Origin of the sequence: Paenibacillus sp. SYP-B3998, from assembly GCF_010820665.1 — a bacterium.
In the GTDB taxonomy this organism is placed as follows: Bacteria; Bacillota; Bacilli; order Paenibacillales; family NBRC-103111; genus Paenibacillus_E.
Genome location: NZ_JAAIKC010000005.1, coordinates 62,160 through 85,463, shown reverse-complemented (window position 1 = coordinate 85,463; position 23,304 = coordinate 62,160). Strand labels below are relative to the sequence as shown.

Below are 23,304 nucleotides of genomic sequence, written 5' to 3'. Positions count from 1 at the left end.
GCCTGAGTTATCTTAATCCTCAGCAACAACCCACATGTATAGCGCCTGTCCGAAAAGTCATCTGGTTTGGCTGACAACGATTTCTCGGATCAATTCGGGTAGCCAATCGCCCAACTTCTGGAATGAATATCCGGCTGCTTGGGCTTTTGTCGTATCCATATACCATGACTCGGGAATACCAAAAGGCGACATATGTACCTCTTCAGTCTCGCTAAAAACATTCGCCTGTCTGCCAGTGGCCTGCGAGATTAGAGAAACGATTTGTCCAATTGATACTTCTCCCTGAGAACAAGCATTGACCGGTCCTTCCAGATTGGAACTGCCAAGCCAGGCGAGAAAAGAGGCCGCTTCATCCGAACGGATGAACGACATTGGCGCGGTCAGATTCGGTATTCCAAGCGGTAGCCCTTGTTGGATATGTTCAACGTGAAAATGTAGACGCCGTGTGTAATCATCGAGTCCCAAAACGATTGGAAAACGTACAGCCGCTACCTTAAATGGCGCTTTTTGAAACAATACCGCTTCGACTAACCGTTTCCCCTCTGCATAATCTTCCTTTGGCGGATAAGATACCGGAAGAGGGTACCTGTATGAGTCAACATCGCTCTCTTTTTTTCGAGGCTCTCCGAAAGGATAAACACTAAGTGATGAAGTCACGATGTATTTCCCTACACGCCCCGCAAGCAACTCCACTGCATCCTCTGCCTCTTGCGGGGTGAAACAAATGTTGTCATAAACAAGATCAAATGTTGAGGAACCTAGTGCATTGCGTAGAGCAATTGGATCCGTACGATCGACCTGCAGCCGCTTTACTGAGCTTCCGAACGAATCGGAAGTGTACCCCCGCGTTACGATGGTTATGTCCACCTGCTCGCTGATCAGCTGCTCCACTAACCTTTTGCCAAAAAATCTTGTACCACCCAGAATAAGCACCTTTTTCATAATAACACCCCCTAATATTAAAATTTTACCATAAATCTTGCCCCTACTCCTGATCGTTATATGAACTTTTGCTATCCATACAGATTTGATGCTAATCTTAACAAAGAACCGCAGCTAAGCCGTGCGGCTGGTCATATTCTCCACTCTTTCTGTCCAACCTGTGGATAAAGCCCATATCATGTAAGGAGGTCACTTTATGTCAATCGTCCCTAGCTTATTGGACTTCAATAGAAAATTCGTTAAAGAAAAGCGGTATGAAGATTATTTAACTGACAAATATCCGGATAAAAAGGTAGCTGTCCTGACTTGCATGGACACACGACTCAGTGAACTGCTCCCGAAGGCACTAGGCTTTAAAAATGGAGATGCAAAGTTCATTAAAAATGCGGGCGCCATTTTAACCCAGCCTTTCGGCAGCGCTATGCGCAGCATTTTAGTAGCCGTGTATGAACTGGGGGCACGCGAAGTCATCGTTATCGGTCATCACGGCTGCGGCATGACAGAGATAGACCCGAAGAGAATGGTTACTAAATTCGCCGAACACGGTATCGATCCACTAGTTATAGAGACGCTTGAAAATTCGGGTATTCGTATGGACAAGTTTTTACGAGGCTTTGACCGCGCGGAGGAAGGCGTAATGCACAGCGTCAAAATGATCCGCAATCACCCCCTTTTTCCCAGGGCAATTCCCGTTCATGGATTTGTAATGGACCCTAAGACAGGGGCCATAGAGGTCATTGTTGAGGACTATAGAGAAGGTTGATAAGATAAAGGCAAAAAAAAGAAGTATCAAAGATAATGAATTGTTCTTTGATACTTCTCTTAAAATGAATGGCATCCCTGAACTAATTACTTATTGGAAGTATGAAACGATCGCAAATAGTTGTGGATGTCGCCATCTCTTGACTGAGCATTCGCAGCACTTCTTGGATTTCCTTTAGCGAGTAACCTAACGATTTGGCATCTTTGATGAACTTAATCTTCACCAAATAGTCATTCGTATATATCCGGTACCCATTCGCTACCCGGTGGGGAGCAGGCAGAATGCCGCTCTCCTCGTAGTAGCGGAGGGTGGCCATGCTTAACCCAGTTCGCTTTGCCAGTTCACCGCGTGTCATTCCTTCCATGCCTGTTCCCCTACCCTTTAACGCTCTATACAAATTAATTTCTCTTTTTCGTATATCCCTCGTCAAACTTTACTTCAGGATATTTTGGTGACGGACCATTCAGAAGCGCCTGCTGTTCGCCTTTTAAATATTGATCGAAGAAGGCTTTTACATAGGATCTTGTAATATCGATATTATGCACGGGGTCAATATGCTTAGCAAAAAGCGATGGGGATATCAGCGCGATATCCGTGAAGCTCTGCAATTCGATCTCATCATAGTATCACAACAAGTCCATACAAGTGCTCCAGCAGTTCTAAAGTTTCCATGAGATAAACAACAACATCACATAACTACATGTGACAAATTATGCAAAATTAAGAAAATTTAGTTATTGCTGACTATAGAAAATAGATTTAGAGTCTCCTATACTTGAAAGTGAAGTTAATTCACTAGTATAGGAGGATCACTATGAAACGTAAGCTGAAAAGCAACAAGCTAATCCGTGTAAGCATCGCTGTACTATCCGCATTAATCGTATTCGCACCATTGGAAGCGATTACAAAGTCAGTTTCCGCGAATGCGGTACAGCAGCAAGCTTCATTAACCGCCTCGCCTTGGGTGTCTACTCAAGTATACGTAGGTGGCAATGAGGTCAGCTATGCCAACAATGTGTACAAGGCCAAATGGTGGACGCAAGGCGATGTACCGGGTGCGGGTGTTCCATCAAGCTCACCGTGGCTGTTACTTGGTCCGGATACGGGGGGCGGTACAGATACTATCCCTCCTACAGCTCCGACAAATCTTGCATCGACGGGGCAAACAGCTAACACGATCACATTGACTTGGAATGCCGCAACAGACAACATTGCTGTGACGGGATATGATATTTACCGCGGCGGCACGTTAGTCGGTTCCTCGGTAAACGCTTCCACGCTGACTTACACCGACACTGGCTTGCAGCAGGATACCCAATACACCTATTACGTAAAGTCAAAAGATAGCTCAAATAACACAACGGCAAGTTTAAGCATTAACGTAAAAACGTCTCTAGGCGAATTAAACGCCGGCCAAAGCCGCATACTGACCGATGCGCAAATTACATCGCTATGGGGTGGTATAGATCCGCAATATTCGCCAGCCAATGCAGTCTCAGCCGTGCAGAGCGCCCTACCGAAGACAGAATATGAAGCGCTGTTCCCGCTACGCATCGGCTCGACGGAGTGGCATACGTTTGCCGCAGGAAAGCCGTATTACAAACCAGGACAAGTAGACTATTATTCGTATGATAACCTGATCGCAGCCGTGACCGACGTGGCGAACATCAAGTACAAGCTCGAATACCGGCAGGGAGCTACATGGAACAATCGCGTATACCGATTGAACAAGACAACGAAGACAGAAACACTCATCTACCAAAATGCCGACTTTAACGCTTCTTGGAACTTGACGGTCCCGATCATCTCCAAAACAGTTGATTTTGGTTCATTTATTAAAGAAGGCTCATCTGTAAACCGCAAGCGCGAACTGGCTGCTTTCCTCGCCAATATTGCGCACGAAACGGGCGGAGGTTGGGCGACCGCGCCTGGCGGCACGCTCCGTTGGGGCTTATTTTGGAATGAGGAAGTAGCATACATCAATTCCACCAACATTGGTTACGTTCAATCTCATGCTGACTTCCCACCTGTTCCGGGCAAATCCTATCATGGACGCGGCCCGATTCAATTAAGTTGGAACTATAATTATGGATTAATTAGCGGAATTATCTATGGAAATCAAAATACACTGCTCCAGCAACCAGAGCTTATTGTGAACGATGGTAAACTGGGCTTTATGACAGCTATCCTGTTCTGGATGACACCACAACCGCCGAAACCATCGGCTCACGATGTAATAGTTGGCGATTGGACCCCTTCGGCAGCAGACATCTCCAAAGGGTTAACTCCTGCGGGTTTTGGCATTACCATTATGATCATCAATGGGAACTTTGAAGGCAATAAAGACGAAACTGATGAACGAGTCGGCCGCCGTGTCGGTCATTATCGTGACATTACAACCAGGATGGGGGTTAATATTATGGGCGAAAAAGTGAATACACTCGGCATGAGTCCGTTCTAGAACGAACCACAGCTGTAAAAGAGGCTGACCTATATGCGTCCCCCTCAAGCACTTGCAGTTCGGTGCTTGAGGGAGACGTTTTGGGTTAGCCTTTTTGTATGTCACTCGTACCGTTATGTTATCGATAATTATCTTTACTATCGAAAGCTATGAGCCTAAAAACGCGTAGCTGTTTTTCTTCACCTTCATAATAAAATCCTCCTGTGATTTGGCTTGGTGTCTTGCATGTCATAATAGCAAAAATAGTTAAGGAACTGCCGAGGCTGGCTGCTCCTTAACTATCATTTGCCGTTAACTTAAAAGGAAATTATTATTAGCATTTAGATTATTGTCTTTCATAGATACTTTGCTAAAACAACTCAGACCCCTTAAGAGCTTATCTATTTATTTTATTTAACAATCTGTAGATAACAACGGCAGATTCGGCTCTTGAGGTATCTTTCCCAGGTGAAAAATCCCCTTCGTTAGATCCATTTAGTAGACCCAATCCAGATGCTATCCTCACATAAGATCTAGCCCAGTCGCTGATACTGCCCTCATCGGAATATTTAACTTCTTGTGTAATTGCTATTTGTTCGAGCTTTTCGCCCATTGTGTATAAGTAAGCATTTACCAACATGACGGCCATTTGCTCCCTTGTAATTGTAGCAGTGGGAGCAAAATTATGATCACTTACACCATTCACTATATTCGCTTCATATGCCGCATAAACTGATTCTTTATACCATGAATCACTAGCTACGTCAGCAAAAGTTAGAGCACTGCCATGACTTTGTAATTTCAATGCCTTTGAGAGTAACATTACGAACTGTGCTCTTGTCATATTAGAATCTGGTTTAAAAGATGCGTCATCCATGCCATCAATAATTTGCTTCCTGGCCAGTTGCTCAATTTCCTTCTGTGCCCAATGACTCTGAATATCCGTAAATGTCACGGGTCCTTTATCATCTGTTGAAGTTTTCTCCAAAACTGCGTATTTGGAGAAGTGTGGTAACGAGGCTGTTATTTGGCCAGTGCCGTCTAACGTACCACCCACACTGTTCCAGGCACCCGATTGTTCATCGAGAACATACACGCCAAGGTTATTAGGGTTTTGTACCTTGGTCGTATCATAGGCAAAGGTAACCTGGATTGGAGCCTTAAATTTCGCTATTTGACTCTCACCTTCTGTTAAGGAAAAATCATAAATAGATGAAACCGCCTTGAAATTAGGGATTGATGGCACAGATCCGTAAGATACTTTGAATCGAATCTTACTGGCTTCATTCTCGACATTAAACGTATTCGGCTGAATTGTTAACGTCGCTTCATTAGACCTAATGATAATCGACTTATTGCGTTTCGTAGCTTTCTGAATAATATCAGCGCCAAATTGTACTGTAAGAATATCTATTTTTTCTTTTGTCCTTGCATCTAGAATTACTTCATTTGAATCTGAATTGATAGCTATCAATAAATCAACATAGCCAGGTTGTAGATCATAAGTCATTTTCCCATCCGCATTCAAGGTCGGAGGTAATTGGCTACTGCCTCCTCCGCCGCCACCACCACCAGCAAATCCCCCTCCAGCAACAGGAGGATTTGTTGGTGGCGCAAACGTGTAAGTATATATAGCAGTATCACTGTATACATGGTTTTTTAGGGAAAATGCAACAAGTGTACTATTTTTATTAATTGTTATCGGGCCTGTATAATTTTTGATTGCACTATCATTATCGTTATTAAGTAACGCATAGCCGATTTCTGAACCCGGCGCACTGCTTAATGCAACCTTAATATTATCATGATAAAGACCACTATTACGATCAACCTGCGGCATACTTGGTTTTTGAACAAGGTCTATTGAATTTGAACGTATATGTTCTCGATAGCTGTCATCATCGACATAAAAAATGTAATGATAAGCATCAGGTGTAGAAGCTGACAAATGAAAACTAATAGATCCTTTCCCATCAACTACATGCACAAGACTTCCATTAACATTTAAATCACTAGAAAGAATTGCATTTCTATAAATTGAATCCTCAGCACTTGAGAAATTATATAGACTTACGTAAAAGTTTAAATCTGTTTTATCTCCATGAATATCTTTATCGTATACGTTTAATGTGACCGTATTATCCGTTCCAAAGATAGGAACGATTTCTAACCTAGGGAGTGTAAAAGGTATCTTTCCGTTGATAAGCCCATGACCGTAAAAGTCTTTATTTCCTAAGAAATTATTTCCGTAGCGATCTACATTATCAAACGGCAAATTAAGATTAGGCATTGGAGTAGCCGTATTTTCAATGAGCGAAGTTAAATTCGCAACTGATATCCTAGGATTATTCGCTTTAATGAGGGCAGCAAGTCCCGATACAAATGGAGTGGCTTGTGAACTACCCGAATAAACACGATACTCTCCTTTTAAATAGGTACTATAAATATTAACACCCGGTGCAACCACATCAACCTTTAATGTATTTGAAAAATCAGCCACAGTTAAGCTTGTATCATCTAATTGCTCTATAGCTCCAACACTAATTACTTCATCATACAATGCTGGATAGTTAGTTTTAGATGCTTTCCGTCTTGTATCCGTTTGAGAATTATCAAGTTGTCCCGATTCGTTATTAATCCAATTGCTGCTTTCATTACCGGTAGCAGCTACAACTAAAATATTACTATTTACGGCTTGTTTTATAAGGTCATGTAAAACTTTACTATTTCCACTGGTACCCAGACTTAAATTAATAATATTAGCTTTATGGTCAATAGCATACTGAATACCTGCTATCATGGATACAGTTGTACCTACGCCATTCTGATCTAAAACCTTGATGGGCATAATTTTAGTTCCTGGGGCAACTCCAGTAAATCCAGAATTATCATGAGCTTTTGCGGCTATAATTCCAGAAACGTGTGTTCCATGGCCATTATCATCCTGGGGGGTATTATTGTTGTTAATAAAGTCATACCCTTGTAAGATAGAATTTTTTAGATCCATGTGTGTTAAATCAATACCTGTATCCAATACAGCAACAACGACTTGGGAACTTAGTTGTTGAGGGGTATTATTGGAGGCATAAGTAAGCTCGGTTACCGTCTTACCCCAATTCTCCATATAGCCCATGTTATTTCTATCAAAATATATCGATTGAGTAACGGTACCAGATTGGGGAGCTTTGTTTAAATAAAATTTATAGACAGGCTCTGCATATTCAACGTTAGGATCTTTTTGTAACTCTTCAATTTTATCGGATATATTAGTATCTTCCGGAAACTTCAAGTTACTTATTTGTGGAGAAATAGATTTAGCTCCGAATGAAGAGCTACTTATAGCTGGGGAATGCTTGTATTTTACAAGAATCTGTCCAGGAACAACATCAATACTTGTTTGTGATACTTCTTGCGAAACCGAATTTGCTTTCACTTTCGAAGAGCTTAATGGTAAAACCGTTGAAATAATAAGACTAAAAGTAATAATTAAAATCAGTCTTTTAAATAAACTGCCCGTCATGGTCCTCAATCCCCCAAAATAGTTATTTTATACCTTTGAATATATCAGATATTTAATATTTTGTCGTATATAAAGTTCATAGTACTGATAGATAGATTTGCTTATGAAGATATAAAAAGAAGCTGCACAGATGGCAGCTCCTTAGTTGTTTATATGAACATATCTATCGTGACCTGACTTTATTCCCTCATCCCACTCATGTCCCTACCAACTCAAATGAGCAAGCGATCTCCAAACTGTCTATATCACCAAGTTTTGTGCTTATTCTCTATTTTATTGATATGCCGTTACTCTTACTAGCTGTATACATATAGTAAAGTGAGGATTATTAATCATCACAGATAGGGGGAGTGAAGTAATGAATGACGGCTCAAGGAAATCTATCAAAAAGCAGGGAGTTTCCGTTATTACTTGCACGAATCGCCAAAGCTATTTAAAAAATCTATTTAATAATTACAATAGACAATACCATCCAACGAAAGAACTAATCATTATTGTTAACAACAATAAGATACCTCTTGCGCCTTATCAACAATTAGCCAAAAAGCTTCAAAATATACACATTTACCGCGTTCCAGGACATTCCTCTCTCGGCGCTTGTTTAAACTACGCAGTCAAGAAAACCAAATACAGTTATATTGCTAAGTTCGATGATGATGATTATTACGCTCCCTATTATTTGACTAGCAGCTTGCTGGCATTTCAAAAAACAAATGCCGATATCATAGGAAAGCGAGCACATTATATGTACTTACGTGGGTCAAAGACTCTTATACTTCGTTTCGCACATGATGAAAATCGACCCGTAACCAAGATTCCAGGAGCTACACTCGTTATTAAACGCGACGTATTGAACAAAGTTCAGTTCCCTGATCAAAACGTTGGTGAAGATGATCTATTTTGCATAAGAAGCAAAAAGAAGGGATACAAAGTCTATTCTGCAGGAAAAAATAATTTCGTCGCAATACGTAGAAAAAACTCATTCAACCATACATGGATCATCAGCGATAATGAACTAATAGCTCATCATAAAACAATCCCAAATGTTAAGAATTACAAAAAATTTGTACAAAGAAAGCCAAAGGGCGTTCTGTGATGGCAACTCCAGATATTTCTCGTAATAAAAATGCTATTTCCATAATTACTTGTACCAAACGGCGACAGTGCATGGACACCCTTTTTCAAAACTACAGCAGACAAAATTATAGGAATAAAGAGCTTATTGTCATATTAAATAATAACAACCTAAAGGTAAACGAGTATATAAAGACTGCAAAGCAATATAAGAACGTACGCATATATAGCCTTCTGGAGCATAAATCGCTTGGTTATTGCCTTAACTTTGGTGTTAAATTATCGAAATACAGCCTGATCGCTAAATTTGATGATGACGATTATTATGCTCCCAACTATTTAACTGATAGTAGGCGAATCATGTTAAAGACAAACGCTGATATTGTAGGGAAAAGAGCCCATTATATGTATTTGAATGGTAAAAATCTACTCTTGCTTCGTTACTATAAGCTAGCTAATCAATATGTTTCCCTTATTCAAGGAGCGACCCTTCTCGTGAAGCGACATGTGTTTAGTCAGGTTGGTTTTCCGAATCAGAATCGGGGGGAATGTGTAAAGTTCTGTTCCGACAGCCTAGCAAAAGGTTTTAAGATTTATTCAGGAAATAAATATAACTTCCTTGTGATTCGCAGGAGGAATTCTAAAGATCATACTTGGATCGTAAGCGATAAACATCTTTTATCAAGAAATGTTAAAGTGCTGAAAGTTAAGAACATACGAAGATTTGTGTGCAGAAACTGAGTTTTTTATTACTAATGCCACTAAAGAGGACTATGGGGCTGATTCGTTCCAGTACCCCAACTTCAACTTCTCATCTACAATTTGAAACCGGAATTGTTGCTTTCCACTCCAAAATGGATTCGGATCGCTCGCTTGATGGCGTAATTCCGCATAAGCAACAATGATGACTACGGGACCATCCGCCCGAATCTGATCCGTGGCCTTCAGCTTTAATGTTTCTCCCTCCGTATGCCGCACGGAGCCCGCCGTATCCACTGCCTCGAACTTATCTCCGTCCTTTTGCGGAATGCGGTTGTTAAACACGTGCACATAATCATCCAGTAGAGCTACCAGTTCTTGGCCCAACAGCGATAATGTTTTACGCTCCTCTAAACCCATCACTTCTAGGTTCGGAGGCACATGATCGGTATACGGCTTAAAAGAATGGGCGTCTGTACTCGGCAGTACCGAGACGACGGGACTATTCGCTGGAGGAGATTCCTTCCCCTCGCAACCCGTTGCGCTGGCCAACACAATTAGAAAGACAAAGATATATCGCTTCATAGGATCTCCTTTCGAAGGGCTTACTATTTAGACGCTCAACTCTCTGGATTTGTTTCATCGTAGGTGACGAAGTTAGGAAAGTTGCCCTTAAAGTAAACAAAAACGCCAAGCCGGTCGTGCTTGAAGGCTTAGCGTATATTTTCGTTAAAATGTTGGCGCGACCCCTATAACCAAAAACAAGCCTTCAAGTAACAGGGAAACTCTCCATCCCCTGACACTTGAAGGCTTTTCTGTTTATCTTCTGTCTTCCCGATCTGTGATCACCGCTGTTGAGTCAAAGACTATTTAACCCGTCGTGATCAAATTTTTCGTGTTAAGAGGAACCACAACCCTATTTTCACCTTTTAAACGATGCTTTAAATAAAAGTTTCAACACTGAAAAAAGTGGAAAGGATAAGAATAAGAAATAAAAAGCAAAATTATCAAAAAATAAATATATTAATCCAACGATAACGGCTCCTATTAAATTGAATACCAATATCTTTAGTAAAAGGGTGCTTGTCATATTTTCTGTCCAGTAATTGATTAGACCTACAATAAGGTTGAAGATGTAAGCAATCATTAGAGTGTAAAGGAAATAAAAGAACCACTGTCCCATATCCTTATGGAGAGAAGTTCGATAATCTATCGTAGCGGCAACGACAGAAACTATTACACTTACGAAAAATGAAATAATTATAGTATTTAAAAATAGTTCTCTTGCTCGATTTGATGTCATTGTATCTCTTCTCCTTTAATTAAGCTTTACTCTAACGACGAAAAATCATAAGATCTGCTTTCCACATTTGTAATAACCCAAGCATTCCCCGATTATTCAACATATATTGAAAAACCAATCAAAAGGGGGAAGGAACAAAGTTGCTCATTTATAACCTAAAGGCACTATCTGGGGTTCGGCAAACTCCTCTTACGTTACAACAGCGCTTGACTCAATTAAAAGGAGCTAAATTAACTACTCTAATCAATCCATTTGGATTTATTGAGGACGGGACAATTCTCAAAGTTCTTCAATCTACTATTGTAGTCTCAGGCGGTTTAATTCTTTCCCCTTCGGACCTTCAAATTATGACGATACACCGTAAAGCACAAAATCCTACAACAAGAAAATTTAGCATTACACTAAATTACATAGCGAGAGATGTCCAACCCTTCCATTATTACCCTTTTCCTTAATCCTTACAATCGCGATCGTTATAAAGCTGGGATTTTAGTCGAATACAATGTACCTATTCGATTCGTTGCTGAAAGTTTAGGGGCAAGCATTGCATATAATGGAGATTCAAAGGAGGTTATCGTTAAACAAGGGCAACTAGATATTGTCGATCCTAACCCACTGGCAAAAGATAATATGCAAGTAGGTAGCTTAATCCTAACTAAAGAGGGAGCCCAAACGAAAGTTGCTGGAGTCTTTAAAATCCCAAGAAATGCTCAGATCGGGGCTAATTTAGTATTTTTAAACAGCAAAGGCGAACAAACAGGATTTGTTACCTTTAACGATAGTTTTGACGCAGGAACCCATAATTTTGAATTATTAGGTGATGGCGATTTCATGAATTATGCCTCTACTACGTTACACGTGGGTTATTTTAATGGTTGGCTCGATTCGGGAAACAGACCACCTAATTGAATTTTATTGATGAAAAGAGGATACATGATTTTGATTTTCTGCATCCTCTTTTCATTTTTGCCTTGAATAGCAACTAATTGGAGATAATCAAAGACCAATTACTGACTTCTCCAGTTCCTTTACCCTACGGTAAAATATATTGTCACTTATGCCCAATGCTTTGTAAGCTGCCGTAGCCGTTATAAAGCAAAACGCTGTCAGGGAAACATAATAAAAATGACCCTATCTACCCGAACGGCGAATAAGGTCACTTTATTTCCCTAGCTGTTCTAGAGGTTCTGTGCAGCAACCATAATACTCCAAACTATTAGGTAGGTTCTGCTATTATTTTTCTTGGGTTAATGTTATTATCCTGATGTAAGTTATATTACTTTTAAATATTAAGGAGGGAATACCTGGTGAAAAAGAAATCGATTAAATATTTGTCTTTTGGTATTGGGTATTCTACTGCTGTTTTTTTCTAGAATTGATTATTGACAGGATAGTTCTGTCAAAAATTAAAAGAAATTAAAAAACAGTGGAAATATATAACATATCCATAGTTATGTATTTTCTATTTAAAAGGAGACTTTACAAATAATGAACTTAAATAATAATGTAATTAAAAGATATAATCCAGAAAATATTGCGAAACCTGTTGGTAACTATAGTCATGTAACGAAAATAAGTAGAAATGCTGAAATGTATGTATTTTCTGGTCAGATTGGTATAGATCAAAACAATAATATCCCCACAGATTTTAATCAACAAGTAACAAATACAATGAGCAATATTGTTGAAATCCTTTCTTCTCAAAAGTTGACTCCTGATCATGTAATTAAAATCAACATTTGGGCCACAGAAGCAATTGATTGGGATCATTTCTATGAAATTTGGAATAAAGTATTCGGTACCACACCTCCTTCAATGACGATTGCTTATATTAAAGGATTAGGTTTACCTGAATTAAAAATTGAATTAGATGTTTGGGCTGCAGGTTAAAACCTTAAAAAAAGGGCTAAGTAAAGAGCCCTGCAAAAGTAGTGTTTTTGGAAAAACCATAGAATTTAGGGGGGCAATATGATTCCCTCTACGCAAAACGAGCCTTAGAAGCGATTCTAGAGGCTCGTTTTTCTATTATTTATCTTAATCTGAACATATTTTTGCAGCAGTCTAACAATTAAAACCGTTATTTTCTTCTCAATAATTCAGTACCGTTTACTACTGGTCATAAAACCCCTAACGTCTGTACGGAGGCCCCCTCTTCCATGCATTCATCCATTTTATATATTATTGTTTCATAGCTATTCGCCCATAATGCTGAAGAATCTTTCTCGGTGTGAAGATCGTCCCTTCCAGTGCGATAGAGCATATTTCTCCTATCTTTGATAAATTCGTCTGCTAAGGTTTCCTTATCAAACAGAACGAGCACAGGATCCTCTGACAAATTAACGATAATTAAAAACTTGATGCCTTTGTGCTGCCTTATGTAGGATAACACCATTTTCTCCGAGTTACGTATGAACTCTAATTCGCCCGCCCAAAATGCCGGCTGATTTGTTCGAAGATGGATCAGGACTTTATAATGCTCGAACATCCTTGTATCAAATGAATCCCAGTTGAGTTTATACTCATCGAATAAGGACGTCCATGTTTCCATCGTATTCTCATTAAATTCCTGTCCCATCATGATGAGAGGAACGCCTTCGAGCGTCAGTAAGATCGAAGCAGCAGGTCCTGCATGCTCCACACCCAAATACTCCCAGACTCTGGACTGTTCTTTCTCCTCAAGCCAATTCATCCTCAGAGAATTTTTAGGAAAGCTGTACTTGTAAGAGTTGTAAATCGTTATAAAATCAGTCTGTGTAATCGTTCTATCGATCATCTGACGAATAAGAATTCGAGGATTCCCGTTGTAGGTCAAATCACAGGCTTCAATATGATGATATTCATCGTATGACTGAGAGATCAGGATGAGATCAGCTTTTACTTCCTGCAGGGCTTGCTTGATCTCAGTGAGGAAATCATAGGGAGTAATATCCGAATCATCCAATCGAATTCCGTCAAAATCAAACTCGGTAATCCAGTATTTCATAGCCTCAATTACATATTTCCTCATGTCGCGGCTGCTAAATTGCAAACCGGCAAAATATTCGCGATGAGGCACATCATAGTAGATCTCATATTGTTCATTATGTGTAAAATATTCCGGATGACTTCCTGTCAGAATATGATCCCTACTAGTGCGGTTCAAGACCCAATCCAAAATGACCCTGATCCCGTTCGCATGAGCTTTGCGCATAAATAACAATAAATCATCTTTGGTTCCGAATTCTGGATCTACCGAATAAAAATCTTTTACCGCATAGGGGTCACCGTATTTACCTATTCTGCGTTCATGTCCCACTTCGTTAAACGGCATTAGCCACAGCGTATTGATTCCCAATTTTTTAAAATAGTCTATCTTATCAGCCAGTCCTCGGAAACCGGTTTCTGTGTACGCGCGGAGATGAAGCTCATAAATGACCGATTTTTTAATCCATTCAGGACTAGAAAAGGCTGTAAAGTTCTCATACATGTATCCCGGGTGATTTTTTGAAATCTCATTTGTTCTGATCAGTACATCACCATGTTCAGTTACCGTAATCGCAGAGTTATTCTGCCCATCTTCCGATACACTCGGATTCAACGGGTCTAAAATCCACGCTTCCCCATTCACCACAAATTTATAGAGATGTCTTCCCTTAAGAATAGGTAATTCAATCTCCCAGCCTGTCGCATCTTCCATTCTGTTCATGTAGTTTCTATCGCCATTCCAATTATTAAAGGTCCCTGCTAGAGTAACGCTATCAACAGGAGTATCCGTATAATAAACAAATCGTACGCCCTTAGATCCCTTTGTTGGAAATTTAGTCAACATGAAGTCACCTCAAAGATTATTTATTCTCTTCTTATATCATATCTGTATTGAAACAGGCTTCCAATATCCGATACCACTCCATAATGATGCTATTCTGTTGTGATCATCCGCCCCATACCATGAATGGTTTCGTTCGCTCTGGCTATGATGGTGTCTTTAAAGCTTTTAGGGGAACAATGATGGACTCGTTTAAACAACTTGTAGAAGTGTGATATGTTCGGCAAGCCGACCTGCTCAGCAATCTGAGCAATGCTGAGATCTTCGGTCAGAAGCAGGCGTTCTGCATATTTGATTCTGCGATGAATGACATAGTCAGTGAAAGTAATGCCCAGGGTCTGTTTAAAATATTTAAGGAAATAGGTATAGCTGAAACTGACGAGAAGACAAGCCTGTTCGACAGTTATTTTATCGGATAAATGAGCTTCCACATAATCGAAAACTAACTTTAGCTTGGCATAGTTCATCGATCGGTTGTGTTCTAACAATCCCTCATTGTCATGACGTAATAATAAAAAAAGACATTTCTTTACCAAATAGTTAATGGCCATCTCATAGCCTCTTTGCATCTGTTCATGTTCCTGTTGCAATTCTATTACTGTGCTGTAGAATTGTTGCCGCAATTCCGAATTCTCCCTAAACAATGTGTTTAACCTTACTAAAGGGAGCAATGATTCCTGAAACAAATAAAGGAAAGGAAGCATGTTGGAATCTAAGAATGCCTCCATCTCGAAATGGAGCACAACATAATCAACCACTTCGTTTTGTTTTCTCAGATCAAGATGGGGTTGGCAAGAACCCAAAATTAACACATCCCCCGCTCGTAAGTGATAAACTTCAGCTGGTGTGTGGATTTCCAATCTTCCAGATCGTACAGCAATAATCTCTAGCTGTGGATGGAAATGCCACCCATGCTGACATATTATCATACTGTGAAAGCTAAGCACTTGAATACGAAGTAGCGGGTCGTTATAAAAAATTGGCTCTTTAAATAATTCCATAAGACAGTTACCTCCAGAGCAGGGTTAATTCACAGTTTAAATGACGTATGAACAGTCTGGCAAATAACTAAGCACATAAACGAATTCGTCTATTCACCTTAAAGTAACCTTACCCAGCGTCGCTTCGGTAGCAATTTCCCGCGCCCAGAAACGGGGCTATCGGCGAAAACTACCCGAAGATCCCTTTAGCCTGAATCTCTTTTTCTTTAACGTGTGCAATAGATGGGGTGCGGCTCGTTGAGCCCCCTAAACGAAGCAAGCCCTGACTTCAACCAAGTCAGGGGCGATGGCCTATCATATATTCTCTTGCTTTAATGCATCGATAATGTTTTCCTTTTTTACTTTCGCGCCGGAATATAACATGGCGGAACCGACAATGACAAATACGGCGACAATGACCGAAAGAATGCTCATCCAAGGGAGGGTGAACCCGTAGCTAAATTTGTTCGCAAATGCCCTATAGATCAGATACATCACGACGAAACTGACGGGAAGCCCGAACACCAGCGATTTGACCCCATAAAAAATACTTTCGTAGTTCATCATTTTCGTAAAGCCTTTTGGCGTCATGCCTACGGATTTCAGCATTGCAAATTCTCGTTTGCGAAGGGATAAGCCCGTCGAGATCGTATTAAAAATGTTCGCAATGGAAATCGCCGAAATCAATACGATAAATCCATAAGAGAAGACGGACATCAATAGAATCTGTTGTTCTTCGCTTTTTCTGGATTGATATACATTGAAGACATTCAGATTGGTCTCATGCATCTCTTCGATTTCCTGCTGCGTTCGCAGCGGTTCCGTGCTTTTCAAATGGAGGTACATCTGAACATTACCAAGATCATCGTCTGCCAATCGATTCATGACGCGTTCCGACACGATCATATTTAACCCGCCTACGCCTGTCGGGCTCATCCCCATCGGTGCTTGATCCGTTAGCGCGGCAACGGTCACTTCGTTTGCCTTCGTTTCTTCCCCATTTTCTTTATAGGAGTTCGTTAACTCGATACGTTGGCCGACATTCGTATAGATGGCCTTCGTCTGGACGTATTTCCCCGTATCCATATCTTTGTAATGGATCCTATCCATCACGATCGCGGCGGGATGATCCGGATCCGTAAGCTGCGCGTAATCTGCGCCGACCGCTCTGGCATAGGCTTGCAGGTTCGAATCGTCCAATGCATGAATCTTAATATCGTAAGGGTATTTGCCGTCTTGCAGTAAGCTCTTGTCTTTCTTCACCTTCGCTTGCAATTCATCGGCGATGATCGCTGCATCGACCCAAGCGTTCCCAAACATCTCACGAATCACGTTATATTCCGTGACGCCATCCAGGGATACAATCGATTGTATCAACCGGTCGTCTATGCTTTTTCCGTTGCCGTGCAACACTTCAATATCATAATTGATGCCTTCCCGCGATAGTTCCAGGGATTGTGTCATGCCGGCCGTAAAAAATGATACCGTCAAAAACAAAACAATGCTGATGACGAGCGAAAATACGATGGCATGATATCTCCGTTTGTTCCTTTTTAAGTTTTTCAGCCCGATCTCCGCTTCAATCCCGAAGAACTTGCGAATGAACTTCGACGTTTTCACGGCTTTGGCCGTAAGCTTGACGTCGGTAATCTGGCGAATCGCGTCTATCGCGGATACCTTGGATGCCCTGATCGCCGGGAGATACGACGAAATGAAAATCGTCAACAGCGATACAACACAAGTAATCAAGAGCGATAACGGCGTGACGATAAGCGTCAACTTTTCATTGGTCCATAATGCCCCTTGAATCATGGAATTCATGAACCAAAAGGTGACCCCCATCCCGGCAAGACCGCATAGGATGCCAACGGGAATGCTGATCAAGCCAATGACGACTCCTTCAAAAAGCACTGAATTTCTCTTCTGCCTTTTCGTAGCCCCCACGCTCGCGAGCATCCCTAAATGGCGGGAACGTTCTGAGACGGATATCGCAAAAGCATTATAGATCAGCGACACCGATCCGATCATAATGATCGCCATAATGATCGCCGATAAGAAGAACATCATGCTGGACGAGGCACTGCTTTTGGACAAGCCGTAATAACGAAGCAAACTGTTATTATATTGGACGGACTCAATATGGTTTTTCTCAGCCAAATCCTCCGCATGAGCGAACAAGAACGGATTGACACGCTGTAACACCACTGACGCAGCGACTCGATCGTTTACCCCGATGATATTTTCATCGACATAGCTAAGGATCGTATACCCCGGGGACCAGGCCGTTTCCCCTAAGGGACGCTTAATGAAGCCTACCACCGTATACTCCCTTGTCTTGATATGCTGCAACGTTTCCTTCACTGTGCCGTCTTCCCTACGCAGCGGTTCGGTCTGATCCAGGGGATGATCGCCCCCTTGTTCGAATCGTTCGCCGACGCGAAGGGTTAGACGATCGCCGATTTCGAACTTTACTTTGGCGTTCATTGCAACGGGTTCGGAGATAACGACTTCCTTGTCCGTAAGCGGAAGACGTCCCTTGCTTAGTTCAACCTGAAATTGCGCGAAACCTTGCGCGTCATATGCCTTGATGAACAAGTACGGCTTATTGGGATTTTGCCCCCCTTCTAGTGGGACAAACCCAAGATCTCTTGCCATCGCGACGGTTTTGGTTGCGTCATCGCCCTGTATCGCCGCAAGCTGTTCTTTGGTGACATCTTGATATTGGACATGCCACTCCCCTGTATCCGCGATAGCTTGCCTGATCAATAAATCCGAAAAGGAAAACACAAGCGTAGCGACGGCGGTCACCATGGCAACCGAAATGATGACGCCGATGATGGTTACGAGCGTTCGTCTCTTGTTCTGCTTCAGATGCCGGATGGTTAGCGTGTTAACAATGTTCATCGTCGGATCACCTCGTCTTTGGCAATCCTCCCGTCTACAATCGAAATAATCCTGTCGGCTTGCAAGGCGATTCGTTCGTCGTGCGTAATAACAATCAGCGTCTGCTGATAGGTTTTATTCAACATTTTTAATAAGTCGACGATCTCGCTGCTATTCTTGCTGTCCAGATTTCCGGTCGGCTCGTCGGCCAGCATGATCGCAGGATTGCCGATGAGTGCTCTGCCGATCGAGACCCGTTGCTGTTGTCCGCCGGATAGCTGATTCGGCAGATGATTTAATCGATGCTGCAAATTCAGCGTATTTACAAGACTATCCAACTGCTTTTGATCTACTTTTTGGTTATCCAGCAAGAGCGGCAGCGTCATATTCTCCTCTACCGTCAGGACGGGAATCAGATTGAAGAACTGGTAGATCAGGCCGATTTGCCTGCGCCTGAAGATGGCCAGCTGCGTTTCGTTCAAGGCATACATATCCGTATCCTCAACATAAACTTTACCGCCAGTCGGCCGATCCACGCCGCCCAACATATGGAGGAGCGTCGATTTCCCCGATCCGGACGGGCCGATAATCGCAACAAATTCGCCTTTTTGAACCGAGAAAGAAACATCATCAAGCGCCTTCACTGCCGATTCGCCTTTGCCGTATATTTTAGACAGATGCTCGATTTTTAAAATATCCATGGCCATACCTCCTTTCCTTGATGCTCAATTCCATTTATAGACCCTCTCTCGAAATCCAACATCCCATAGGGTTTCATTTCCCTCCAAGGTGATCATAAGCTCATTAGCCTGCGGGAGAAAAATTTCGGACTTATCTGGCTCATGACGTTGCGCTTCTGCAGATACGGACAGGAACTCATGTCCATCGACGGCAACCCTGATGCTGCCATAGAAATCCTTTTGATCGGGAATTCCATAATTCAAGGAGAGATACATCTCCTCCTTATTGCCTAGCGTATACGTGTACGTTTCCTTATTTTTGCCTTCGACGCTATACGCATTATATTTGGGTTCTACGTTTTGACCGCCAATCTTGAGACTGTACCGTTTGGCACCCGTCGATGGATTCCCGTTACTATCTTTCAATTCGTTGATCGCCACAAAGGGGCCGATTTCTTTGGTGAACGCTTGGTCAACCAGCCCGAAGCCCCCCCATACCCCAAGCATCAGGACAACACTGTAAATGCCCATAGAAGCCATATTTATCCAGTCGTTTTTCATACGAAAGCCAAGCTTATACGCCCCGAATCCGATGGCTGCGCCCGATGCGTTCTGTATAACGTCGTTCATGTCGAAGCTTCCGAGGAAAGTTAGTGCTTGAATCGTCTCCAGCACGAGAATGGATAGGATGAACCATGTCATGAATCGAATAAAGTTGGTCCGATATAACAACGGAATCAAGATGCCAAAAGGGATGAAGGCTGCGATGTTCCCGAAACCCACAAAGTCCATCAGCGTAGGATGTAGAAGATCGGATAGACCCGGCAGCCTAAAGAAACCGTCCGGCAAAAAAATAAAGGTGTACTCGGTGATTTGATCTACCGTACCTACTCTGCCGAAAGCGAAAAACAAAAAATAAAGAATCAAAAGGGTATAAGATATGGTTATAGCCAAAATCATCTTTCGGTGTTGTTTCAATTGCATTGTCTTACCTCCATCGCTTAGCTGATGAATATCATTTTATCTGTCTAAAATGACTTTTCAGTGACGATGGAGGTGACAATTCAGTCACTTACGGCGTGCCGTTAAATCACTTGCTTATAAAATTTAATCCGAAACTGCGTACCCTTCCCGCCGTCGCTCGTTACATCGATCACGCCGTTCTGGCTAGCAATGATGCTGTGAGCCATCGCAAGTCCTATGCCGATGCTTCCTTCGCCGGCGTTCTTTCCTTTGTAAAAACGTTTGAAAATATAAGGCAAATCTTCTTTCGGAATGCCTTTGCCGTTGTCGGCAATGACGATTTCCGTAAATAGCGCGTTTTCGGAAAATGCGATGGCGATCGCTCCGCCTTCAGGCGTATGCTCCACGCCGTTCTTCAAAATATTGATGACCGCTTCGGCAGTCCAATTGAAATCGCCGACAAAAGAGACGTCGTCATCGCCCGCGATGGAAACCGTCTGTCCCTTAATATCCATCGGAATCAGTACCGGCTCTAATGCCTTTTGGATCAGGTTTATCATGAGTATTCGATCTTTTTTGAATGGGATGGTCTTCGCGTCAATTTTCGATAACTTTAGTAAGGAAGAAACCAGCCAATCGATGCGATCAAGCTGGACGCGAATATGATGGGTGAACTCCGATCTCTTGGCCGGAGGCAGGTCAGGGGCGCTTAACAAATCCGCCATCACCGTCATGGAGGTAAGCGGCGTCTTGAGCTGATGGGAAATATCGGAGATGGCATCCGTCAGTTGAATTTTGTCCCGCTGCAATAGCGACCGGTGCTCCGATAGCATGAGCGTCACTTTGTAAATGTCATTCTTTAAAATGCTCAGCTCGCCTTCTTGGTTATCGCGAACGTCGAGGGAATCATTGCCGTTGCTAATTTCCCGCAAATAGACGGACAGCTTCGCTAGCTCGCGATATCTCCATCTTGTGAATAACAAGCTGCTGCCAATGAGCAGCATGGATAGAATGAATACGAGCGCCGCGGCGACAGTCGAAATGAAAGCAGCGGCAACGAGCGCCGCTAAGCTGATCAAGCCCATGAGGAGCAATAATAGTTGAATTTCTCGATTACGCAACATCTAATCACCAACCTTATAGCCTAAACCGCGTACCGTTTTGATCAATGTCGGATGCCCTGGATCATCCTCCAGCTTTTCCCTCAGCCTTTTGATATACACCGTTAACGTATTGTCGTTCACGAAGTCGCCGGCCACGTCCCAGATTTGCTCTAAGAGCTGATTCCTTGTGAGGACTTGTCCAACGTGGTTGCCGAAGATCAGCAATAAGCGGTATTCCAAAGCGGTGAGCGAAATTTCGGCGCCGTTTTTATGCACTTTGCCTTCCAGCGTATTGATTCGGACATGGTCGATGTCGATGATCGCTCTGGCTTGGGACGGCTTCTGGTATCTCCGCAAGACGGACTTGATTCGGGACAGCAGCTCACGAACTCGAAAAGGTTTGGTAATGTAATCGTCGGCTCCCATGTCGAGCCCCATCACGACATTGACCTCATCGTCGATCACCGTTAAGAAGATGACCGGAATGTCTCGCCGCTCCTTCAACATCTTGCACAATTCATAGCCGCTTCCGTCCGGAAGCTGTAAATCGAACAAGCATAAAGCGAACTGATCGATGTCTTCGGCGAGCACCTTTTTGGCTGAGGTGACATCATGACAGAGAACGGTTGTAAAACCATCTTGCTGCAGCGAATATTCCAGACCCGATGCGATCGTCTTATCATCTTCGACTAATAAAATTTTCATATGTAGATCATCCTTACAATTGGATTAATTATTCAAAAAAAATTTCGCCGTCACTTATGGTATGGTTCACCTCGTTTGGGGCTTCGGCAACGAAAAGAGGTCGGTATCTGGCCTGTTATATAAGGCTAGAGATGGTTTCTTTATATTCTATCCTTCTATCCTTTTCTTTCGAAAGTAACAACTCCTCATAAAAGGATAACTCTGCTTGATAACGGCATCCTCTTATTGAGAACTGCTTATGTCTTTCCAGCAGATTAAAAATCCAAAGGGAATATCCAACCATTAATCCAAATCCGCCATAAATCAGTGCGTCTTTAAAGTTGAAAGTATACGTTAATATAGTGGTTGATTTCTTCAAAAATGGCTAATCATCGACGTATATACCAACGCCATATATTAATAGTGGGATTGGTGAAAAAAGCTTGGCGATATCAAGTCTCTTTTCTACTATTACTTTGAAAGCCTCTATCCTTCTAATGCTCTCTTTAAACTCTGCAATCGGGAATCTATAGTACTCTTTAACTTTCTGAATGTGTCCCCCATCATCGAGATAGTTCTTTAAACTTTTGTAGTTCCTATACCAAGAATACATAAGATAAATTACGATAATCCAGTAGTAGCTTCCAAAATAGGAGGACAGTTTAATCGGAAGGAGAACATTTCCTAGAAATATTAACAAAACAATCAAGGCAACTGTTCCGACAATAGATTTAATTGCCGACTGGATCGCAAACTCTCCGCACTACCACATATATCCAGTTTTATGTTTACAATAACATTGAAATAAAGGGACTACTCAATAGTGAAATAGCCCCCAGCAGATAATAAAATAGCCCCATCTCACCTAAAAGAAGTCCTACGTAGGAACGCAAGCCTTCGGATCAACAGAGCCTTACTTAATATAAAAATACCTTAAAAGTCAACTTTATCATGGATATCTTATCAATAGTAAGATACTTACATAGAGAAAATCCTCTTTTATAAAAATTCGCATTGTCATAAATATACTTGTCTGGTTCATTTCTGATAACTCGTTGGACCTAACTACTCTATGCCGTTAGTTCAATATCGGTATTCCTAAATTCTCTCATTCCACTTTAACATTATGTATCTTTTGATTGCTCATGTTGTTTCAGCATACCACCCGTCCAATGCATGAGCGTCTTACGCTGCTCGTACAGTTCGGAGTATCGCTGCCGCTTCTCCTCAAGTTGGGCGATCCTTGCCGTAATGGAATCGAGTTCTTGCTGGAGCGGCTTGATCCGCTTCGTTTTGCGAACGTATATGCTTTAAAGGACGCTATAAGGATTGTGAATACGAGAGGACTTCCTTGACCCGCCTTATCACGTACTCTTCGGCATCCTGTTGCGAATGCTGTTGGCACCGCACACATTGCTGCCCTTGTTGCGGAAATTGCTGCAGGGGTAGTACAGCCGTGCAATTT

General features: G+C 42.0%; 18 protein-coding genes and 1 pseudogene. 7 read left to right on the top strand and 12 right to left on the bottom strand.

Going from position 1 to position 23,304, the window contains the following annotated elements; genetic code table 11:
- Nucleotides 1-57: 57 nt before the first annotated feature.
- The gene (locus GK047_RS15090; RefSeq protein ID WP_163948135.1) at nucleotides 58-942 is read right to left on the bottom strand and encodes an NAD-dependent epimerase/dehydratase family protein; all 885 of its coding nucleotides are present in this window, start codon (nucleotides 940-942) and stop codon (nucleotides 58-60) included.
- A gap of 196 nt (nucleotides 943-1,138) precedes the next feature.
- Between GK047_RS15090 and GK047_RS15085 the strand changes: the two genes are divergently transcribed.
- Complete coding sequence (locus tag GK047_RS15085) at nucleotides 1,139-1,705, top strand: beta-class carbonic anhydrase (protein ID WP_163948133.1); 567 nt, start codon at nucleotides 1,139-1,141, stop codon at nucleotides 1,703-1,705.
- A 121-nt stretch (nucleotides 1,706-1,826) separates the two neighbouring features.
- Here the strand turns inward: GK047_RS15085 and GK047_RS15080 are convergent.
- Nucleotides 1,827-2,069 (bottom strand): annotated as a pseudogene (locus GK047_RS15080) (MerR family transcriptional regulator); the annotation flags it as partial.
- Nucleotides 2,070-2,103: 34 nt separating this feature from the next.
- Entirely contained in the window at nucleotides 2,104-2,313 is a 210-nt protein-coding gene (locus GK047_RS15075) for a hypothetical protein (protein ID WP_205516802.1), read from the bottom strand.
- A gap of 206 nt (nucleotides 2,314-2,519) precedes the next feature.
- Between GK047_RS15075 and GK047_RS15070 the strand changes: the two genes are divergently transcribed.
- Entirely contained in the window at nucleotides 2,520-4,166 is a 1,647-nt protein-coding gene (locus tag GK047_RS15070) for a glycoside hydrolase family 19 protein (RefSeq protein WP_163948129.1), read from the top strand.
- A gap of 376 nt (nucleotides 4,167-4,542) precedes the next feature.
- On the opposite strand, the gene GK047_RS15065 is transcribed toward GK047_RS15070, so the two are convergent.
- Nucleotides 4,543-7,665 (bottom strand): S8 family peptidase, encoded by a 3,123-nt coding sequence (locus tag GK047_RS15065; protein ID WP_163948126.1) that lies wholly within the window; start codon nucleotides 7,663-7,665, stop codon nucleotides 4,543-4,545.
- Nucleotides 7,666-8,023: 358 nt separating this feature from the next.
- On the opposite strand from GK047_RS15065, the gene GK047_RS15060 reads away from it, so the two are divergent.
- Both GK047_RS15060 and GK047_RS15055 read left to right on the top strand, forming a co-directional pair.
- Nucleotides 8,024-8,761: a glycosyltransferase family 2 protein gene (locus tag GK047_RS15060; protein WP_163948124.1), complete on the top strand. Its 738-nt coding sequence runs from the start codon at nucleotides 8,024-8,026 to the stop codon at nucleotides 8,759-8,761.
- Entirely contained in the window at nucleotides 8,761-9,480 is a 720-nt protein-coding gene (locus tag GK047_RS15055) for a glycosyltransferase family 2 protein (protein WP_163948121.1), read from the top strand. Before GK047_RS15060 ends, GK047_RS15055 begins: the two co-directional genes overlap by 1 nt.
- 30 nt (nucleotides 9,481-9,510) lie before the next feature.
- Here GK047_RS15055 and GK047_RS15050 read toward each other — a convergent pair whose 3' ends face one another.
- Complete coding sequence (locus tag GK047_RS15050) at nucleotides 9,511-10,023, bottom strand: hypothetical protein (protein WP_163948118.1); 513 nt, start codon at nucleotides 10,021-10,023, stop codon at nucleotides 9,511-9,513.
- Nucleotides 10,024-11,161: 1,138 nt separating this feature from the next.
- On the opposite strand from GK047_RS15050, the gene GK047_RS15045 reads away from it, so the two are divergent.
- Entirely contained in the window at nucleotides 11,162-11,650 is a 489-nt protein-coding gene (locus tag GK047_RS15045; protein ID WP_163948115.1) for a stalk domain-containing protein, read from the top strand.
- Between the two features lie 579 nt (nucleotides 11,651-12,229).
- Entirely contained in the window at nucleotides 12,230-12,631 is a 402-nt protein-coding gene (locus GK047_RS15040) for a RidA family protein (protein WP_163948112.1), read from the top strand.
- Nucleotides 12,632-12,857: 226 nt separating this feature from the next.
- Here GK047_RS15040 and GK047_RS15035 read toward each other — a convergent pair whose 3' ends face one another.
- The 7 genes from GK047_RS15035 to GK047_RS15005 form a co-directional block, all read right to left on the bottom strand.
- The gene (locus tag GK047_RS15035; RefSeq protein ID WP_163948109.1) at nucleotides 12,858-14,549 is read right to left on the bottom strand and encodes an alpha-amylase family glycosyl hydrolase; all 1,692 of its coding nucleotides are present in this window, start codon (nucleotides 14,547-14,549) and stop codon (nucleotides 12,858-12,860) included.
- Nucleotides 14,550-14,638: 89 nt separating this feature from the next.
- Entirely contained in the window at nucleotides 14,639-15,547 is a 909-nt protein-coding gene (locus GK047_RS15030; protein ID WP_163948106.1) for a helix-turn-helix transcriptional regulator, read from the bottom strand.
- Nucleotides 15,548-15,841: 294 nt separating this feature from the next.
- Nucleotides 15,842-18,430, bottom strand: coding sequence for an ABC transporter permease (locus GK047_RS15025; protein ID WP_163948104.1), 2,589 nt, complete (start codon nucleotides 18,428-18,430; stop codon nucleotides 15,842-15,844).
- Nucleotides 18,427-19,110, bottom strand: coding sequence for an ABC transporter ATP-binding protein (locus GK047_RS15020; protein WP_163948099.1), 684 nt, complete (start codon nucleotides 19,108-19,110; stop codon nucleotides 18,427-18,429). Before GK047_RS15020 ends, GK047_RS15025 begins: the two co-directional genes overlap by 4 nt.
- Nucleotides 19,111-19,134: 24 nt before the next feature.
- Nucleotides 19,135-20,073, bottom strand: coding sequence for a VanZ family protein (locus GK047_RS15015; RefSeq protein WP_163948095.1), 939 nt, complete (start codon nucleotides 20,071-20,073; stop codon nucleotides 19,135-19,137).
- A 101-nt stretch (nucleotides 20,074-20,174) separates the two neighbouring features.
- Complete coding sequence (locus GK047_RS15010; protein ID WP_163948092.1) at nucleotides 20,175-21,176, bottom strand: sensor histidine kinase; 1,002 nt, start codon at nucleotides 21,174-21,176, stop codon at nucleotides 20,175-20,177.
- The gene (locus tag GK047_RS15005; RefSeq protein WP_163948089.1) at nucleotides 21,177-21,860 is read right to left on the bottom strand and encodes a response regulator transcription factor; all 684 of its coding nucleotides are present in this window, start codon (nucleotides 21,858-21,860) and stop codon (nucleotides 21,177-21,179) included.
- 1,151 nt (nucleotides 21,861-23,011) lie between these two features.
- On the opposite strand from GK047_RS15005, the gene GK047_RS15000 reads away from it, so the two are divergent.
- Nucleotides 23,012-23,194 carry a hypothetical protein gene (locus GK047_RS15000; protein WP_163948086.1) on the top strand — a complete coding sequence of 61 codons (183 nt, stop codon included), beginning with the start codon at nucleotides 23,012-23,014 and terminating at the stop codon, nucleotides 23,192-23,194.
- The last annotated feature ends 110 nt before the right edge of the window (nucleotides 23,195-23,304 follow it).

Bases quoted from the DNA above. Each gene is read 5' to 3' on its own strand.
- GK047_RS15090 (WP_163948135.1), bottom strand. From the start codon at position 942: ATGAAAAAGGTGCTTATTCTGGGTGGTACAAGATTTTTTGGCAAAAGG.
- GK047_RS15085 (WP_163948133.1), top strand. From the start codon at position 1,139: ATGTCAATCGTCCCTAGCTTATTGGACTTCAATAGAAAATTCGTTAAA.
- GK047_RS15070 (WP_163948129.1), top strand. From the start codon at position 2,520: ATGAAACGTAAGCTGAAAAGCAACAAGCTAATCCGTGTAAGCATCGCT.
- GK047_RS15065 (WP_163948126.1), bottom strand. From the start codon at position 7,665: ATGACGGGCAGTTTATTTAAAAGACTGATTTTAATTATTACTTTTAGT.
- GK047_RS15060 (WP_163948124.1), top strand. From the start codon at position 8,024: ATGAATGACGGCTCAAGGAAATCTATCAAAAAGCAGGGAGTTTCCGTT.
- GK047_RS15055 (WP_163948121.1), top strand. From the start codon at position 8,761: ATGGCAACTCCAGATATTTCTCGTAATAAAAATGCTATTTCCATAATT.
- GK047_RS15050 (WP_163948118.1), bottom strand. From the start codon at position 10,023: ATGAAGCGATATATCTTTGTCTTTCTAATTGTGTTGGCCAGCGCAACG.
- GK047_RS15045 (WP_163948115.1), top strand. From the start codon at position 11,162: ATGTCCAACCCTTCCATTATTACCCTTTTCCTTAATCCTTACAATCGC.
- GK047_RS15040 (WP_163948112.1), top strand. From the start codon at position 12,230: ATGAACTTAAATAATAATGTAATTAAAAGATATAATCCAGAAAATATT.
- GK047_RS15035 (WP_163948109.1), bottom strand. From the start codon at position 14,549: ATGTTGACTAAATTTCCAACAAAGGGATCTAAGGGCGTACGATTTGTT.
- GK047_RS15030 (WP_163948106.1), bottom strand. From the start codon at position 15,547: ATGGAATTATTTAAAGAGCCAATTTTTTATAACGACCCGCTACTTCGT.
- GK047_RS15025 (WP_163948104.1), bottom strand. From the start codon at position 18,430: ATGAACATTGTTAACACGCTAACCATCCGGCATCTGAAGCAGAACAAG.
- GK047_RS15020 (WP_163948099.1), bottom strand. From the start codon at position 19,110: ATGGATATTTTAAAAATCGAGCATCTGTCTAAAATATACGGCAAAGGC.
- GK047_RS15015 (WP_163948095.1), bottom strand. From the start codon at position 20,073: ATGCAATTGAAACAACACCGAAAGATGATTTTGGCTATAACCATATCT.
- GK047_RS15010 (WP_163948092.1), bottom strand. From the start codon at position 21,176: ATGTTGCGTAATCGAGAAATTCAACTATTATTGCTCCTCATGGGCTTG.
- GK047_RS15005 (WP_163948089.1), bottom strand. From the start codon at position 21,860: ATGAAAATTTTATTAGTCGAAGATGATAAGACGATCGCATCGGGTCTG.
- GK047_RS15000 (WP_163948086.1), top strand. From the start codon at position 23,012: ATGCATGAGCGTCTTACGCTGCTCGTACAGTTCGGAGTATCGCTGCCG.